The sequence below is a fragment of the Erwinia sp. E602 genome, assembly GCF_018141005.1.
In the GTDB taxonomy this organism is placed as follows: Bacteria; Pseudomonadota; Gammaproteobacteria; order Enterobacterales; family Enterobacteriaceae; genus Erwinia.
In genome coordinates this window covers 868,209-883,292 of the sequence record NZ_CP046582.1, presented here as the reverse complement: position 1 = coordinate 883,292, position 15,084 = coordinate 868,209, and the positions used below count along the sequence as shown (strand labels likewise).

The window sequence follows — 15,084 nt, the reverse complement described above, 5'->3', positions numbered from 1 at the left end:
CCGGGTGGTTAAGGGCACTATAGGGAAAGCCGTGGGATCGGGCATGAGACTAAGTAGGAAGCGACTAAGACTTATTCCTGGTTATGCCGGGTTTTCGCGTGAATTTGTGGGCAGGTTAACAATTATTTGCGTACCGGGCGGCGGCAACAGCCGCCAGTCGCCGCCTAACGCCCGCACCCGCTCCTCAATACCGCGCAGGCCAAAGCCGCCGCTGACCTCGGCGGGTATGCCGACGCCGTCGTCGCTGACCGTCAGCATCAGCTGGCCGGGGGCTTCGCTGAGGCTGACGCTGACCCGTCGCGCACCGGCGTGTTTGCTGCTGTTGTTCAGCAGCTCCTGCACCACGCGGTAGAGGGTAAAGGTCAGCAGCTCGTCCTTAGGTGCCGCGCTCAGCCGGTAGTCGAGCTCAAATTCAATGCCGCGATCGGCAAAGGAGAACTCGCCGGCCAGGTGCTGCAGCGCCTGATCCAGCGACATTTCGTCCAGCACCGGCGGGCGGATCTGCCGCAGCAGCTGGCGGGTGGTGTGATGGATGCGCTGCGACAGGTCGCCAATCTGCCCGGCCGCCAGCTTTGCCGCCGGCGTGTCGCTGGCGCGCGCCACCAGCATCGCCTGGATCTGGATGGCGGTGATGTTCTGACCAATCTCATCGTGCAGCTCACGGGCGATCGCCTTGCGCACCTGCTCTTCGGTGTCCACCAGCTGCGCCATCAGCCCGCGGCGGGCCAGCAACTCCTTCTCCAGCTGCTGGCGATAGCGCTGCAGATGCTGTGCCAGCTGCTGCTGACGGCTGACGGCAATGCCCAGCCCGATGCCGAGCAGCGCCTGGGTGGAGAGAAACAGCTCCAGCTCGCGCAGGTCGGTAAAGGCACCGCTGGCCTGGCGGGTCAGGGTGATCAGCACGCTGCCGATCATCGCCGACAGCACCCCGCCCTGCCAGCCAAAGCGGTAGGCCATCACCACGTTGGGCAGAAACACCACGATCAGCAGCAGGCGCTCCATCTGTGGCGCGATCGACAGCTGCACGCAGACGCCGATGGCGAACACCACCGAACACCAGATCAGCAGCGAGGTGCGCAGCGGCGGGTCGGGCAGACGCTGCGCTAACATGTCGCTGAGATGCTGCTGACGCAGATATTCGTAGATCAGATAGATAAACGGCGTGAGCAGTACGCCGCCGGTAAAACTGGCCAGCAGCGTCTGGGCCAGCGGCGCGGTCAGACCGAAGCCGACCAGCGCCCCCTGCAGCAGCGCGTTCAGCGCCACGGCGGCCAGCAGCAGCAGCAGGCGCTGCCAGTAGAGGGTGTGCAGATGCCAGGAACGCTGGCAGAGCCAGGCGGGCAGCAGGCTGAGCAGCGGTGACAGCAGGATCGCATAACCGGTCAGCAGCTGTTCCAGCAGCAGCCAGCCCTGAAGCAGCGACACCACGCCCAGCAGCGGCAGCCAGTAGCGTTTCGGCAGCAGGATGGTCAGCGCCAGGTAGAGGCCGCCCGGCAGCAGCAGCGCCGACTGCTGGCTGTCCTGGCTCAGCCACAGGCTGATGGTCCACAGTGCCAGCCAGCTGAGGGCAAAAAACAGCGCCAGCATCAGCGGCAGCATCACCTGGCGCGCCTGCGGCATCAGGGCTGCCCTAACAGCTGGTGCTGCAGGGCGAAATGCACCAGATCCACCGTGCTGGCGCAGTGCAGTTTATCCAGCACGTTAGCGCGGTGAACGTGCACCGTTTTGTGGCTCAGCGCCAGCTGGTCGGCGATCGCCCGGACGCTGGTGCCGACGATCAGCAGGTCAAATACCTGACGTTCTCTTGGCGTCAGCGCGTTCAGCGCGGCCGGCAGCGGCCGGGTCTGGCGCAGCGCCCGCAGCGCATCGGCACAGAGATAGAGCCCGCCAACGCTGACCGATCGCACCGCCTGCACCAGCTCTTCCGGGCCGCAGCGCTTGGTCAGATAGCCGCTGGCCCCTTTATCCATCGCGCTTTGCACAAAGGCGCTGGTGTCATAAATGCTGAGGATGATGGCGCGAAAGCCGGGCCGCTGCTGCCGCAGGCGGCTGAGCAGGTTCAGCCCGCTCTCATCGGGCATGGCAATATCCAGCACCGTAACGTCATAAGGTTCCCGCAGCAGGTGCGGCCACGCCTGCTCGGCGCTGGCAAACTGGCCGGTCACCTGCATATCGCTTTCCAGCGACAGCAGTTGAGCAAAACCGGAACGCACCACCACGTGGTCGTCCACCAGTGCAACATTGATCATTTTCGTTATCCGCCAGATTTTTGCGCCATCATGCCTGGCCGACCGGGGCCAGGCAAACGGCAGCGGGAAAAGTGTTGGGGAGTTAACAGTTCAGGCAGGAAACCAGACCGTCTGAGGAGAAAATCCAGGCTGACCATTTTTCGGCCTGCCGCAAGGGCAGCCATCATACTACAGCAGACAGCCCAGGCCCTTCGGGATCAGTTCATCTGATCTCTCATCCCAGCATAAACTCTACCGCCGCCTGCGCGTGTATAGCAGTAGTATCAAACACGGGCAGCGGGCAGTCGTCGGCGCTGAGCAGCAGGCCGATCTCGGTGCAGCCGAAGATCACCCCTTCTGCGCCCTGCTCCGCCAGCTGCTGGATCACCCGCTGATAAAAGGCCTTAGACGCGGCGGTTAACTGCCCCTGGCACAGCTCGTTAAAGATGATGCGGTTGATCTCCGCGCGATCTGCCGCCTCCGGTACCAGGGTTTCAATACCATGCTGAGCCGCCATCGGCCCACGATAGAAATCCTGCTCCATGGTGTAACGGGTGCCGAGCAGCGCCACCCGCGACAGCCCGGCCTGCTTAATCGCCGCCGCCGTGCCGTCGGCAATATGGATAAACGGCAGACCGCTGCGTTGAATAATCGGCTGCGCCACCTTATGCATGGTGTTGGTACAAAGCACGATGCCCTCTGCCCCCGCCGCCTTCAATGCCAGCGCCGCGTCCGCCAGCGTATCCCCGGCCCGCTCCCAGTCACCGCACGCCTGACAGGCCTCTATCTCATGAAAATCGACGCTCCACAGCACCAGCTTCGCCGAGTGCAGGCCACCGAGCCGCTGTTTAATCCCTTCGTTAATCGCCCGGTAGTAAGGCACGGTGGATTCCCAGCTCATGCCACCGATCAGTCCCAGAACTTTCATTGTTTGTCCTTATTGTGTGCGTCAGGAAGCCCATCGTGCGGGCCGAACGACTGCTGTGGCGGATCTTCCCAGCGGTCGGGACGGGTGGCGAGATACGCCGTATTCTTCGGATACCAGATGCGGTTTTCCGGCTTGCTCGCTTCGCCAACGATCAGCAGATGTGCTTCGCTGTCGCCGTTGTTAATAAAGGTATGGCAGATGCCGGTGCCCGCCGGAAATGCCACCGCGTCGCCCGGTTTCAGCGGCCACAGTTCGCCGTTGATCCACACGGCCGGCTCGCCCTGCAGCACCCAGGCAAACTCCTCTTCCGCACTTTCCGCGTGCGGATAGGACATACGCCGGCCGGGCAGCAGCCGCTCATGATGGATGCCCAGCTTTGTCAGCCCCAGTGCCCTGCCCAGCGGCGCGCCAATTGACATCAGCTCGTCGCTGTCCGGGTAATGTTCATTATCTTCGCCCTCCAGCTCACGCCAGTGACGGATAAAAGCGGGTCGGTTCATGGGACCTCTCATTGAATGGCGGGGTGGAGAGAGTGAATATTGAGGATTTTTTGAGTGGTGTAAACACTAACGCAGAACGTTCTGTGGCGAACCGGCAAAAAAAATGCCGGCCACCTGGGTGACCGGCATGACTGGCCCGCGAACGGGCCGTATGACGAACGCTTACTTGCTGCTCGGGCGCAGAGCCGGGAACAGGATCACGTCGCGGATGGTGTGGCTGTTGGTAAACAGCATCACCATACGGTCGATACCGATGCCGAGGCCAGCCGTTGGCGGCAGGCCGTGCTCCAGCGCGGTAACGTAGTCTTCGTCGTAGAACATCGCTTCGTCATCACCGGCGTCTTTGGCGTTAACCTGCTGCAGGAAACGCTCGGCCTGGTCTTCCGCGTCGTTCAGCTCCGAGAAGCCATTGCCGATTTCACGGCCGCCGATAAAGAACTCGAAGCGGTCGGTGATTTCCGGGTTGTCATCGTTGCGACGCGCCAGCGGCGACACTTCCGCCGGGTACTCGGTGATAAAGGTCGGCTGGATCAGGTGCGCTTCGGCGGTCTCTTCGAAGATCTCGGTGACCACGCGGCCGAGGCCCCAGCTCTTCTCAACCTTGATGCCGATCGCCCGGGCAATCGCCACCGCTTTATCGAAATCGTCCAGATCGCTCAGCTCGGTTTCCGGGCGGTACTTTTTGATCGCTTCACGCATGGTCAGCTTCTCAAACGGCTTACCGAAATCGAAGGTCTCCTCGCCGTAAGGCACCACGGTGGTGCCCAGCACGTCCTGCGCCAGGGTGCGGAACAGGCTTTCGGTCAGCTCGATCAGATCTTTATAATCCGCATACGCCATATAGAGTTCCATCATGGTGAACTCAGGGTTATGACGCGGCGAAATACCTTCGTTACGGAAGTTACGGTTGATTTCGAATACGCGATCGAAGCCGCCGACCACCAGACGCTTCAGGTACAGCTCCGGGGCGATACGCAGGTACATGTCGATGTCCAGCGCGTTGTGATGGGTGATAAACGGACGCGCAGACGCGCCGCCAGGGATCACCTGCATCATCGGGGTTTCCACTTCCATAAAGTCGCGGCCAACCATAAAGCTGCGGATACCGGCCATGATCTGCGAACGCACTTTAAAGGTGTTGCGCGAGGTGTCGTTGGCAATCAGGTCCAGGTAACGCTGGCGGTAGCGGGTTTCCTGATCGTTCAGGCCGTGGAACTTGTCCGGCAGCGGGCGCAGCGCTTTGGTCAGCAGGCGCAGTTCGCTGCAGTGAATCGACAGCTCACCGGTTTTTGTTTTAAACAGCTTGCCGCGGGCACCGACGATATCGCCAAGGTCCCACTTCTTGAACTGCTCGTTGTACACGCCTTCGGCCAGGTCATCGCGCGACGCATACAGCTGAATGCGGCCGCCGACGTCCTGCAGCGTGACGAACGAGGCTTTACCCATGATACGGCGGGTCATCATACGGCCGGCCACGCTGACTTCAATACCCAGCGCTTCCAGCTCTTCGTTCTCTTTATCACCAAATTCAGCGTGCAGCTGCTCAGAGGTGCGGTCACGGCGGAAGTCGTTCGGGAACGGCAGGCCGGTTTCACGTAGCGCCTTAAGCTTTTCGCGACGCGTTTTCAGTTCGTTGTTCAGCTCAAGTGCGGCATCAGCGGCCTGCGGTTGTTGTTCAGACATGTGAGTTCCTTATAGCCCTGCTTTCAAACTTGCTTCGATAAAACGATCCAGATCGCCGTCCAGAACCGCCTGCGTGTTGCGCGTCTCTACGCTGGTGCGCAGATCTTTGATGCGCGAATCGTCCAGTACGTAAGAACGGATCTGGCTGCCCCAGCCAATGTCAGACTTGTTGTCTTCCGCAGCCTGTTTATCCGCATTTTTCTTCTGCATTTCATACTCATACAGTTTGGCGCGCAGCTGCTTGAAGGCCTGATCTTTGTTCTTATGCTGGGAGCGGTCGTTCTGGCACTGCACCACAATGTTGGTCGGCAGGTGGGTAATACGCACCGCGGACTCGGTTTTGTTGACGTGCTGACCACCGGCACCGGAGGCGCGGTAAACGTCAATGCGCAGGTCGGCCGGGTTGATGTCGATATCGATGTTGTCGTCCACTTCCGGGTAGATAAACACCGAACTGAACGAGGTGTGGCGACGACCGCCGGAGTCGAACGGGCTCTTACGTACCAGGCGATGCACGCCGGTTTCAGTACGTAACCAGCCGAACGCATAGTCGCCGATGATCTTGATGGTGGCCGATTTGGTGCCGGCAACTTCACCGTCAGACTCTTCGATGATTTCGGTTTTGTAGCCTTTGGCTTCCGCCCAGCGCAGGTACATACGCAGCAGCATGCTGGCCCAGTCCTGGGCTTCGGTGCCGCCGGAACCGGCCTGAATATCCATATAGCAGTCGGCGCTGTCATATTCGCCGGAGAACATGCGGCGGAATTCTAATTCGCCGAGCTTCTTGTCCAGTACGTCGAGTTCCGCGACCGCCTCGTTAAAGGTCTCTTCGTCGTCGGCTTCGACCGCCAGCTCCAGCAGGCCGCTGACGTCTTCCAGCCCCTGGGTCATCAGATCGAGGGTTTCAACGATGGCCTCCAGCGAGGAGCGCTCTTTACCCAGCGCCTGGGCGCGTTCAGGTTCGTTCCAGACGTCCGGCTGTTCCAGCTCGGCGTTTACTTCCTGCAGGCGTTCTTTCTTAGCATCGTAGTCAAAGATACCCCCGAAGAACGTCGCTGCGCTCGGTGAGATCCTGAATGCGGTTTTTTACCGGATTAATTTCAAACATGATTTTGAGATCTTATGTAGTGATCGAAAAGGGCGTGAATGTAACAAAGCAGTTTAACCGAAACGACGGTCGGTTTGTAGCGCTGATGCTTACAGCGCCCAGAGATGGTCAACGATCAGCTGCAGGTTGCGATTGCCGCGAAACTCGTTAACGTCCAGCTTGTAGGCCAGCTCCACCTGTTTGACGCTCGGGTCCGGCCACAGCGCAGTGTCGATGTTGAAGGCAATGCCGTCAAGCAGCGGCCCGCCGCCGAGCGGTTCCAGCATCATTTTCAGGTGACGCTCGCCGACCAGCCGCTGCTGCAGCAGTTTGAACTTACCGTCAAAGGTCGGCTCCGGGAACGCCTGCCCCCAGGGTCCGGCTTCGCGCAGCAGTTCGGCGGTGGGCAGCGTCAGCTCCTGCGCCATCAGTTCACCGTCGCTCCACACCACGCCCTGCAGCGCGGCTTCATCCAGCCAGTCCCCGACCAGTTCGGCAAAGCGATCGCGGAACGCCGTGAAGTTGGCCTCCTCCAGCGACAGCCCGGCGGCCATCGCGTGGCCGCCAAACTTGACGATCAGCCCCGGGTTAAGGGTGTCCAGCCGCTCCAGTGCGTCGCGCATATGGAAACCCTGAATAGAGCGGCCGGAGCCTTTCAGCGTGCCGTCACCCGCCGGGGCGAAGGCGATCACCGGCCGGTGGAAGCGCTCTTTCAGGCGTGAGGCGAGGATACCGACCACCCCCTGATGCCAGTCGGGATGATACATGGCAATGCCGAGCGGCAGCGCCTCGCTGCTGGCCTCAAGGCCGTTGCACAGCGTCAGCGCCTCCGACTGCATGCCCTGCTCAATCTCTTTCCGCGTCTGGTTCAGCGCATCCAGTTCGTTAGCCAGCATCCGCGCCTGGGCAAGATCCTCGCTCAGCAGCAGCGCCACACCGACCGACATATCGTCAAGGCGGCCGGCCGCGTTCAGCCGCGGCCCGAGGGCAAAGCCGAGGTCGCTGGCCGCAAGGCTGCGGGCATCGCGGTTGGCGATCTCCAGCAGCGCACGAATACCCGGTCGGCACTTGCCGGCGCGGATGCGGCTCAGCCCCTGCCAGACCAGAATGCGGTTGTTGGCGTCCAGCGGCACCACGTCCGCCACCGTGCCCAGCGCCACCAGATCCAGCCATTCGGCCAGGTTCGGCAGCGTGGTGACGCCGCTGTCGCGCAGGCGCGCGCGCAGCGCCAGCATCAGATAAAAGGCCACGCCAACGCCGGCCAGCGCCCGTGACGGGAACTGACAGTCGCTGAGGTTGGGGTTCACGATGGCGTCGGCATCGGGCAGGGTTTCCCCCGGCAGGTGGTGATCGGTCACCACCACCTGAATGCCTTTTTCATGCGCCAGCGCCACGCCGGCGTGGGAAGAGATGCCGTTATCCACGGTGAGGATCAGCTGCGCGCCGCGCGCCGCCGCCTGCTCCACCACCTCCGGGCTGAGGCCGTAACCGTCGTCGAAACGGTTTGGCACCAGGTATTTTACGTTGCTGCCGCCCATCCCGCGCAGCGCCAGCACCGTCAGCGCGGTGCTGGTGGCTCCGTCCGCGTCAAAGTCGCCGACGATCATAATGCAGCGCTGGTCAGCCAGCGCCTGCTGCAGGATCGCGGCGGCGCGGTCGATGCCGCTCAGGCTGTGAAACGGGTGCAGATTTTTGGCGCCGCGCTCCAGTTCGCCGGCCTCGCGCACGTCGCGGTTGGCGTACAGCCGCCGCAACAGCGGATGCAGTTCGTCAGGCAGAGCACTCTGTTCCGTCGCCTGGCGGCGACGAAGGGTAGTTTCAGGTTTATGCAAAATCAGCCGCCGTTTTTCTGGCTATCGAGCAGTTTTTTCAGATCCTGTGGCCCCTGATAACCCGGCACCATCATGCCGTTTTCCAGCAGCATCGCCGGCGTGCCCTGAATGCCGAACAGCACGCCCAGCTTGTAGTGCTGCGCAATGTCAATTTTGCAGTCGGCAGCGGCCACCTTCTCGCCTTTCATCGCGGCGGTAAAGGCCTTGCGCGGGTCGGCGCTGCACCAGATCGACTTCATCTCTTTCGCCACCTGCCCGTTCAGCCCTTCCCGCGGGAAGGCCAGATAACGCACGGTGATACCCAGCGCGTTGTAGTCAGGCATCTGTTCGTGCAGCTTGCGGCAGTAGCCACAGGTGATATCGGTAAACACCGTAATCACGTGCTGCTCCTTCGGCGCTTTATACACGATCATCTCTTTTGCCAGCGCGTCGACCTTACCTTCCAGCAGCTTATTGGTGACGTTGACCGGCTGCGCGCCGCTGACGTCGTACAGTGGCCCCTGGATAAAGTGCTTACCGTCGTCGGTAACGTACAGCACGCCGCTCTCCGACAGCACGGTTTTAAAACCGGCCAGCGGCGAGGGCTGAATTTCGGTCTGCTCCAGGCCCAGTTTTTTCAGCGACTGCTGAATGGCGGCATCGTCAGCCTGCGCAAAGCCGCTGACTGAGGCAATCAGCAGGGAGAGTAACAGGTGCTTTTTCATCTTCTATCCTTATCCGGCCTGCCGTGCAGGCGGTAGTGCTCTGAAATTATGCACGCGGGTGATGCTGCTGATGCAGCTGCCGCAGGCGTTCTGTCGCCACGTGCGTATAAATCTGTGTAGTCGATAAATCACTGTGCCCCAGCAGCATCTGTACCACGCGTAAATCCGCCCCGTGGTTTAACAGATGCGTGGCGAAGGCGTGGCGCAGCACGTGCGGCGACAGTTTTTCACCGTCGATACCCGCCAGTGTGGCGTAATGTTTAATGCGATGCCAGAAAGTTTGCCGGGTCATCTGCTGCGCGCGGTTGCTGGGAAACAGCACGTCCAGCGGCTGGCCGTTCAGCAACATAGGGCGGCCATAGGTAATAAACTGCTCGATCCAGTGCACCGCCTCTTCGCCCATCGGTACCAGGCGCTCTTTATTGCCCTTACCGATCACCCGTACCACACCCTGACGCAGGCTGATATCGCTGAGGGTCAGCCCAACCAGTTCGCTGACGCGCAGCCCGGTGGCGTACAGCAGCTCCAGCATCGCCTTATCCCGCAGTTCAATCGGCTGCTCCAGACACGGGGCCTGCAGCAGCCGCTCGACCTGCGCTTCCGACAGATCTTTCGGCAGGCGCTGAGGCAGCTTTGGCGACGACAGCAGTGCGCTGGGATCGTCGCCGCGCAGCGACTCGCGGTACAGGTACTGAAACAGCCGCCGCATCGCGCTCAGCAAACGGGCTGAGCTGGTAGCCTTGTAGCCGCCCTCCAGCCGTTCAGCGAGAAAGCCCTGCAGACTGACCGCATCCACACTGAGCAGCGACAGCTGCTGATGCGCCAGCCAGCCGGTTAGCGAGCGCAGGTCGAGTCGGTAGGAAGCTACGGTGTTCTCCGCCAGATTGCGTTCGATCCACAAGGCATCGAGGAACTGCTCGACAAGATCGTTATCCTCCACCGGTTTGCTCCTGAATATTGCGGTTTATCTCGCCAGGCGTGGCGTTTTGTGCGCGCTGAACCGCCGCTTTTCACTGCAATATCAGCATAATGATGCCGTCTGCCGCCGCCTGAATGTCGCCCATTATGCCTTATTCCTGACTAAATCTGGTACAATCGCCGCCATGCTTTAAGGAGAGATGAGTTCGATTAAGATGAACATTGGTCTGTTTTACGGCTCCAGCACCTGCTACACCGAGATGGCCGCTGAGAAAATTCGCGATTTTATCGGCGAAGATCTGGTCACCCTGCACAATCTGAAAGACGATTCGCCGGCGCTGATGGAGCAGTACGACCTGCTGATCCTCGGTATCCCGACCTGGGACTTCGGCGAACTGCAGGAGGACTGGGAAGCAGTATGGAGCGACCTGCCCGGCCTTAATCTTCAGGGTAAGGTGATTGCCCTGTACGGCATGGGCGATCAGGGCGAGTACAGCGAGTGGTTCCTCGATGCGCTGGGCATGCTGCATGACGTACTGGCTCCGTGCGGCGCACAGTTTGTCGGCCGCTGGCCGCTCGAAGGCTACGAATTTACCAGTAAAAAACCGCTGACCGCGGACGGTCAGCAGTTCGTGGGCCTGGCGCTGGACGATGTGAATCAGTTCGACCTCACCGATGAACGCATCGCCCAGTGGTGCGAGCAGATCCTGACCGAAATGGCCGAACTGCTGTAGTCGCCTGTCGCTCTGCGGGGCGGTAAGCGCGGTGCTTACCACCGCGCAGGATTGAGATCGGTTAAGCCCGGTTATTTCCACAGCCGAAAACGGCCCTCCTCCTGGTCCTCCGCAGCCGGCGGCTCAGCGACGGGCTGGCGCAGAGCGTACCAGTCAATTTTCCGCGTCAGCCCCATCACCGTCGCCAGCGCCACCATCAGCACCCCGGTGCCCAGCAGCAGCGCGCTGTCTTCGGACTGCAGCAGTTGCCACAGCACCGCGTCCAGCAGCAGCAGACCGCCGGTAAACAGTAGCGCGCGCCGTCCACCTAAAATCGCCTGCAGATAGAAGCCGTTCACGGCCGCACAGGTCAGGCTGGCGGCCAGCCAGGCGAGGTTAAAGCCGATATGTTCGGACAATGCCAGCAGCACCAGGAAGAACATCACCAGCGACAGCCCGACCAGCAGGTACTGCATCGGGTGCACGCGCAGCGCGCTCAGGGTTTCAAACAGGAAGAAGGTCATAAAGGTCAGGCCGATCAGCAGGATGGCGTATTTTACCGCCCGCTGCGTCAGCTGATACTGATCGACCGGGTTGACCACCGTGGCGCTAAAGGCCGGTAGCAGTTGCGCCTGTATTCTGGCGTCATCGTGAAAACGTGAGTTGAGGTTATTGGCAAACCAGCTGCTTTGCCAGCTGGCGCTGAAGCCCTGGGCGCTCACCTCCCGCCGTTCCGGCAGGAAGCCGCCGGTAAAGCCCGGGTGTGGCCAGTTGCTTTTCAGGTCAAAGCGGCTGTTTTTACCCAGCGGCACCACCTGCAGCTGCTGTGTGCCCTGCAGCTTAAGGGTGAAACTGAGTTGCAGCGTCGGCTGTTGCAACAGCGCTGGCGGTAGCACGGCGTGCAGGCCTTCACCGTTACCGTCCAGCTCACTGCCGGGCTGAAAATCGATCGGCTGGCCGCCGGTCTCCAGCGCGCTGACCGCGCTGATACCGCGTGAATCCCCCACCACCAGTACCACCCGCGGCTCGCCGATGACGATCTCCGGTTTCTGCAGATCGCTAAGCCGGCTGCGGTCAAAGCGGGCGTTAACGGTCAGCCCGCTGCGCCACACCTGCCCCTGGTAGATACCGATGGTGCGCGGCTCAACCTGCTGATCGCCGACGATTTTCAGCTCTTCCGGCAGGTAATAGCGCAGATAGTCGAGCCGTTGCGGCTGGTTTTTTTCACCGTCACTGACCAGACGGGTGATGCTGTACGGCACCACGATCAGCGGACCCAGCAGGCGCTGCGGCCCGCTGGTGCTCTGGCTGAGTTTGTCGGCTACCGTATCGCGCCAGGCGCTGCGTTCAGCAATCAGTGAATTGAGCTGGCTAAGCGGCACCAGCAGCAGCAGCAGGCAACCTGCCAGGGTAAGAACTTTCCAGAACAGAGCGGACTTTATCATTAGGGATCTCCTGTGTCAGTGCGCAGAAGATAGCCCCGCCGTGTGGGGTGAAGATGAAGTTGTGTGAAGGGACGGTGAAGTCAGCGGCTATTTTTTAAGGTCAGCAGCGCGCTGACGCCGCCCTGCGGCCGGTTGGTAAGGGCGATGCTGCCCTGATGCAGGCGTGCGACCTCGCGCACAAAGGCCAGACCGAGCCCGCTGCTCTTCTCGCCGTCGTCGCGCGGCAGCGAGTAGAAACGTTCAAAGATATGGCCGATGGCGTAATCGGGGATGCCGCTGCCGTTGTCGCTCACCTGCAGCCAGATCTCATCGGCATCCTGCCCGCCGGTGAAGGTCACGCTGCCGCCGGCGGCGGTGAAATCCAGCGCGTTATCCAGCAGGTTTGCCAGCGCCTGCTCCAGCAGCAGCCGGTCGGCGGCCACGTTCAGCCCCTGCAGCGAGTCGCGATCGATCTGCAGATGTTTGCCCTGCGCCTGTACGATGCGGCTGGCGCAGAGTGATTCAACCAGCGGCAGCAGCGCCACCGGCTGGCACACGATCTCCGGCACATTCTCCAGTTGCGCCTGGCGCAGCAGATGGTCAATCAGCCGCTGCATACGCCGGTTCTGCTGCAGGATATTGCCGGAGAAGCGGCGGATCACCCCGGCGGGCGGGCACTCATGGATAATCTCCGCCGCGCCGCGGATCGCCGCCAGCGGGCTCTTTAATTCGTGGGTCAACGCGTAGACGTAATGCTCGATGTAGCGCTTGCCTTCCAGCTTCAGCCGCATGCTCTCCAGCGCCTGCGCCAGCTTGCGCAACTCGCTGCTGTTCAGCGCCGGCAGCGGCGGCGTGTTACCGGCGCTGACCGCGTCAGCATAACGCGAGAGCCGCCCCAGCGAGCGGTTAATCCACAGCACAAACGCCAGCCCGGTCAGCAGCGCAATCCCCAGCAGCGCCGCCCCGGCCCACAGCACGCGGCGCTCGCTGCGGCGGATCACCGGCAGCATGGTGCTGTTGGCCTTGCCGACGCTGAGCACGCCGACGATGCGGTCGCCCTCACGCACCGGAGCCGCCACGTACATCACCGTGCTGTTCTCATCTTCCGCCACGCTGCGGGTGCTGCGCGCGCCGTACTTGCCGCGCAGGGTCAGCAGGACGTCATTCCAGCGCGAGTAGTCCTGCCCCAGCGCCACGCCCGCCGAGTCAAACAGTACGATGCCGCGATGGTCGGTCAGATACACCCGATACTCGTTACGCCGCTTGACGATGCCGCTGATATTCGCCGCTACCGGGTAGTCGCCAAGCGCGGCAAACGCCTGTGCCAGCTGCCCGTGCGCCGGATGGCCGCTGCGCAGATCGGCACGGGCGAACTGCGCCAGCAGCGTAGCGGTATCCACCAGCGTGCCTTCGGTAGCACGCCGCACGCCAGGCTTAATCTCCTGCAGAAAGATATTCAGCACAAACCAGGCCGCCACCGCCACGATCAGGAAGTAGCCCAGCAGCAGGCGCATGCCGATTTTCATCACCCTACCGCCAGGCTGTAGCCGAGTCCGCGATGGGTTATCAGCACTGCTGCCTCGTCAATCTCCCGCAGCTTGGCGCGCAGAGTTTTAATATGGGTATCCACGGTGCGCTCAAGGCTCTCTTCGGCATCAGTCCACACCTGCGCCATCAGCTGCTGGCGTGAGAATACCCGGTTGGGGGAGTGCAGCAGGGTCTTCAGCAGCAGATACTCGTAGCGCGTCAGCGGCAGCGGCTGCCGGCACCACGTAATGCGCGCGGCTTCATCATCGAGGGTGAAACGGCCGATCGACTGCAGCGACGATGCCGCAATGCGCTGCTGCTTCTGCAGACGCTTCAGCAGGGTACGCACCCGTGCGCAGACTTCACGCGGTGAAAAGGGCTTAGCCACGTAGTCATCCGCGCCAATTTCCAGCCCGAGCAGGCGATCGAGCTCCTCGCTACGGGCGGTAAGGAACAGTACCGGCAGATCGGGCTGACGGGCCAGCAGCTGGCGGCACAGCTCAAAGCCGCTGATATCCGGCAGGCCGACGTCGAGGATCGCCAGGTCCGGCGGGCCGTCAGCCAGCGCATCCAGCAGCGGCAGGCCGCGGGCAAACCAGCGGGTGGTAAAGCCCTCCAGCTGCAGCATATAAATCAGGGTATCGGCAATACTGGCTTCATCCTCCACCAGCCAGACCGTGGCGCCGGACATTACACGTCTCCTTCAGGCATCAGCAGCCGCTGACGCAATAATCGCCATGCCGCCGGCGGCATGGCATCGGCAAACAGCCACAGCCGTTCACGCTTCCCGCGTGCGTTACGCAACGTCAGCAGGATCGCCCACGGCGTGAGCCAGGGGGGCCGCTGCAGGTGCCAGCGCTGTTCACGCCAGCGCAGCTGCCTGCCCAGTGACCAACTGAGGTACCCCGTTCGACGGCGGATACGGCGCTGGCTACGCACGCTTTCCAGCAGCGTCAGCGCCAGTAACACCCCCCACCATGGCGTAACCGATGCAGGCCAGTGGGCCAGCAGCAACGACATCAGCACCGCGCCGTGCAGCAGCAGAGAGAGGCGGCAGGCGCAGCGCGAGAGCCGTAACTCAGATTGCCACCGGGCCACGTTGCTGGTTCCGCTGCTGGATCAGTAACACCATGCGTTTCAGTTCCGGGTCAGCGGGTTCACCGTGGTTCATCAACCAGTTGAACAGGTCGGGGTCATCACTTTTCAGGAGTTGTACAAACACCTGCTTATCGGCATCTGTTAAGGAGTCAAACTCATGCTGGAAGAACGGCATAATTGCCATATCCAGTTCACGCATGCCGCGACGGCACGCCCAGTGAATACGTGATTTATTACTAATATCCATGTGTCTCAACGTCGTTTAATCAACCAGGCGCACAGTGTAACCCGTTTTGCCGCCGCTGTTGATGCCCCAGTACACAGCCTGAGTACCCGCCCGCAAATCAGCAACAACGGTTGCAGGGTTATCACGCGATTTGTGCCGCTTCTTCAGGAAACAGGTTGCAAAGCAGGACGGCTCTTTTAACATGAACAGCAACTT

At 61.4% G+C, this 15,084-nt stretch carries 16 protein-coding genes; 1 reads left to right on the top strand and 15 read right to left on the bottom strand.

All coding sequences use genetic code 11. The annotated features are described in order from the left end of the window. Window positions 1–81: 81 nt before the first annotated feature. The 9 genes from GKQ23_RS05445 to xerD all read right to left on the bottom strand — a co-directional run bounded on the left by GKQ23_RS05445 (window position 82) and on the right by xerD (window position 9,902). Window positions 82–1,620, bottom strand: coding sequence for an MASE1 domain-containing protein (locus tag GKQ23_RS05445; RefSeq protein ID WP_212409968.1), 1,539 nt, complete (start codon window positions 1,618–1,620; stop codon window positions 82–84). Next, window positions 1,620–2,249, bottom strand: a complete 630-nt coding sequence (locus GKQ23_RS05440) for a response regulator transcription factor (RefSeq protein WP_212409967.1) — start codon at window positions 2,247–2,249, stop codon at window positions 1,620–1,622. Before GKQ23_RS05440 ends, GKQ23_RS05445 begins: the two co-directional genes overlap by 1 nt. 214 nt (window positions 2,250–2,463) lie before the next feature. Next, the gene (locus tag GKQ23_RS05435) at window positions 2,464–3,156 is read right to left on the bottom strand and encodes an amino acid racemase (RefSeq protein WP_212409966.1); all 693 of its coding nucleotides are present in this window, start codon (window positions 3,154–3,156) and stop codon (window positions 2,464–2,466) included. Next, window positions 3,153–3,656 carry a cupin domain-containing protein gene (locus GKQ23_RS05430; RefSeq protein WP_212409965.1) on the bottom strand — a complete coding sequence of 168 codons (504 nt, stop codon included), beginning with the start codon at window positions 3,654–3,656 and terminating at the stop codon, window positions 3,153–3,155. Before GKQ23_RS05430 ends, GKQ23_RS05435 begins: the two co-directional genes overlap by 4 nt. A 162-nt stretch (window positions 3,657–3,818) precedes the next feature. Further along, window positions 3,819–5,339, bottom strand: a complete 1,521-nt coding sequence (gene lysS / locus GKQ23_RS05425; RefSeq protein ID WP_056231928.1) for a lysine--tRNA ligase — start codon at window positions 5,337–5,339, stop codon at window positions 3,819–3,821. 9 nt (window positions 5,340–5,348) lie between these two features. Further along, window positions 5,349–6,447 (bottom strand): peptide chain release factor 2 gene (prfB, locus tag GKQ23_RS05420; RefSeq protein WP_101505333.1). Its coding sequence is split into 2 segments (ribosomal slippage): window positions 5,349–6,371 and window positions 6,373–6,447, totalling 1,098 coding nucleotides; the frame shifts between segments, so codons are not numbered across the junction. An 89-nt stretch (window positions 6,448–6,536) separates the two neighbouring features. Further along, window positions 6,537–8,258 carry a single-stranded-DNA-specific exonuclease RecJ gene (recJ, locus tag GKQ23_RS05415; RefSeq protein ID WP_212409964.1) on the bottom strand — a complete coding sequence of 574 codons (1,722 nt, stop codon included), beginning with the start codon at window positions 8,256–8,258 and terminating at the stop codon, window positions 6,537–6,539. A 2-nt stretch (window positions 8,259–8,260) separates the two neighbouring features. Beyond that, a complete protein-coding gene (gene dsbC, locus GKQ23_RS05410) occupies window positions 8,261–8,962 on the bottom strand; it encodes a bifunctional protein-disulfide isomerase/oxidoreductase DsbC (protein ID WP_056231920.1) in 702 nt (233 codons plus the stop codon). 46 nt (window positions 8,963–9,008) lie between these two features. Then, entirely contained in the window at window positions 9,009–9,902 is an 894-nt protein-coding gene (gene xerD / locus GKQ23_RS05405) for a site-specific tyrosine recombinase XerD (RefSeq protein ID WP_056231917.1), read from the bottom strand. A gap of 193 nt (window positions 9,903–10,095) precedes the next feature. Here xerD and fldB point away from each other — a divergent pair, with 193 nt between their 5' ends. Beyond that, the gene (gene fldB, locus GKQ23_RS05400; RefSeq protein WP_056232341.1) at window positions 10,096–10,614 is read left to right on the top strand and encodes a flavodoxin FldB; all 519 of its coding nucleotides are present in this window, start codon (window positions 10,096–10,098) and stop codon (window positions 10,612–10,614) included. A 71-nt stretch (window positions 10,615–10,685) separates the two neighbouring features. Here the strand turns inward: fldB and creD are convergent, their stop codons facing one another. The 6 genes from creD to GKQ23_RS05370 form a co-directional block, all read right to left on the bottom strand. Beyond that, a complete protein-coding gene (gene creD / locus GKQ23_RS05395) occupies window positions 10,686–12,038 on the bottom strand; it encodes a cell envelope integrity protein CreD (RefSeq protein ID WP_212409963.1) in 1,353 nt (450 codons plus the stop codon). An 80-nt stretch (window positions 12,039–12,118) separates the two neighbouring features. Next, on the bottom strand, window positions 12,119–13,543 hold the full coding sequence (gene creC / locus GKQ23_RS05390) for a two-component system sensor histidine kinase CreC (protein WP_212409962.1): 1,425 nt from the start codon (window positions 13,541–13,543) through the stop codon (window positions 12,119–12,121). Next, a complete protein-coding gene (creB, locus tag GKQ23_RS05385; RefSeq protein ID WP_056231911.1) occupies window positions 13,543–14,235 on the bottom strand; it encodes a two-component system response regulator CreB in 693 nt (230 codons plus the stop codon). Before creB ends, creC begins: the two co-directional genes overlap by 1 nt. Then, window positions 14,235–14,642: a protein YgfX gene (locus GKQ23_RS05380; protein WP_212409961.1), complete on the bottom strand. Its 408-nt coding sequence runs from the start codon at window positions 14,640–14,642 to the stop codon at window positions 14,235–14,237. The genes creB and GKQ23_RS05380 overlap by 1 nt, the downstream gene beginning before the upstream one ends. Continuing rightward, window positions 14,623–14,889 (bottom strand): FAD assembly factor SdhE, encoded by a 267-nt coding sequence (sdhE, locus tag GKQ23_RS05375; protein WP_056231907.1) that lies wholly within the window; start codon window positions 14,887–14,889, stop codon window positions 14,623–14,625. The genes GKQ23_RS05380 and sdhE overlap by 20 nt, the downstream gene beginning before the upstream one ends. Before the next feature lie 15 nt (window positions 14,890–14,904). Beyond that, a complete protein-coding gene (locus tag GKQ23_RS05370) occupies window positions 14,905–15,081 on the bottom strand; it encodes a hypothetical protein (protein WP_212409960.1) in 177 nt (58 codons plus the stop codon). Window positions 15,082–15,084 lie beyond the last annotated feature (3 nt).

Bases quoted from the DNA above. Each gene is read 5' to 3' on its own strand.
- GKQ23_RS05445 (WP_212409968.1), bottom strand. From the start codon at position 1,620: ATGCCGCAGGCGCGCCAGGTGATGCTGCCGCTGATGCTGGCGCTGTTT.
- GKQ23_RS05440 (WP_212409967.1), bottom strand. From the start codon at position 2,249: ATGATCAATGTTGCACTGGTGGACGACCACGTGGTGGTGCGTTCCGGT.
- GKQ23_RS05435 (WP_212409966.1), bottom strand. From the start codon at position 3,156: ATGAAAGTTCTGGGACTGATCGGTGGCATGAGCTGGGAATCCACCGTG.
- GKQ23_RS05430 (WP_212409965.1), bottom strand. From the start codon at position 3,656: ATGAACCGACCCGCTTTTATCCGTCACTGGCGTGAGCTGGAGGGCGAA.
- lysS (WP_056231928.1), bottom strand. From the start codon at position 5,339: ATGTCTGAACAACAACCGCAGGCCGCTGATGCCGCACTTGAGCTGAAC.
- dsbC (WP_056231920.1), bottom strand. From the start codon at position 8,962: ATGAAAAAGCACCTGTTACTCTCCCTGCTGATTGCCTCAGTCAGCGGC.
- fldB (WP_056232341.1), top strand. From the start codon at position 10,096: ATGAACATTGGTCTGTTTTACGGCTCCAGCACCTGCTACACCGAGATG.
- creD (WP_212409963.1), bottom strand. From the start codon at position 12,038: ATGATAAAGTCCGCTCTGTTCTGGAAAGTTCTTACCCTGGCAGGTTGC.
- creC (WP_212409962.1), bottom strand. From the start codon at position 13,543: ATGAAAATCGGCATGCGCCTGCTGCTGGGCTACTTCCTGATCGTGGCG.
- creB (WP_056231911.1), bottom strand. From the start codon at position 14,235: ATGTCCGGCGCCACGGTCTGGCTGGTGGAGGATGAAGCCAGTATTGCC.
- sdhE (WP_056231907.1), bottom strand. From the start codon at position 14,889: ATGGATATTAGTAATAAATCACGTATTCACTGGGCGTGCCGTCGCGGC.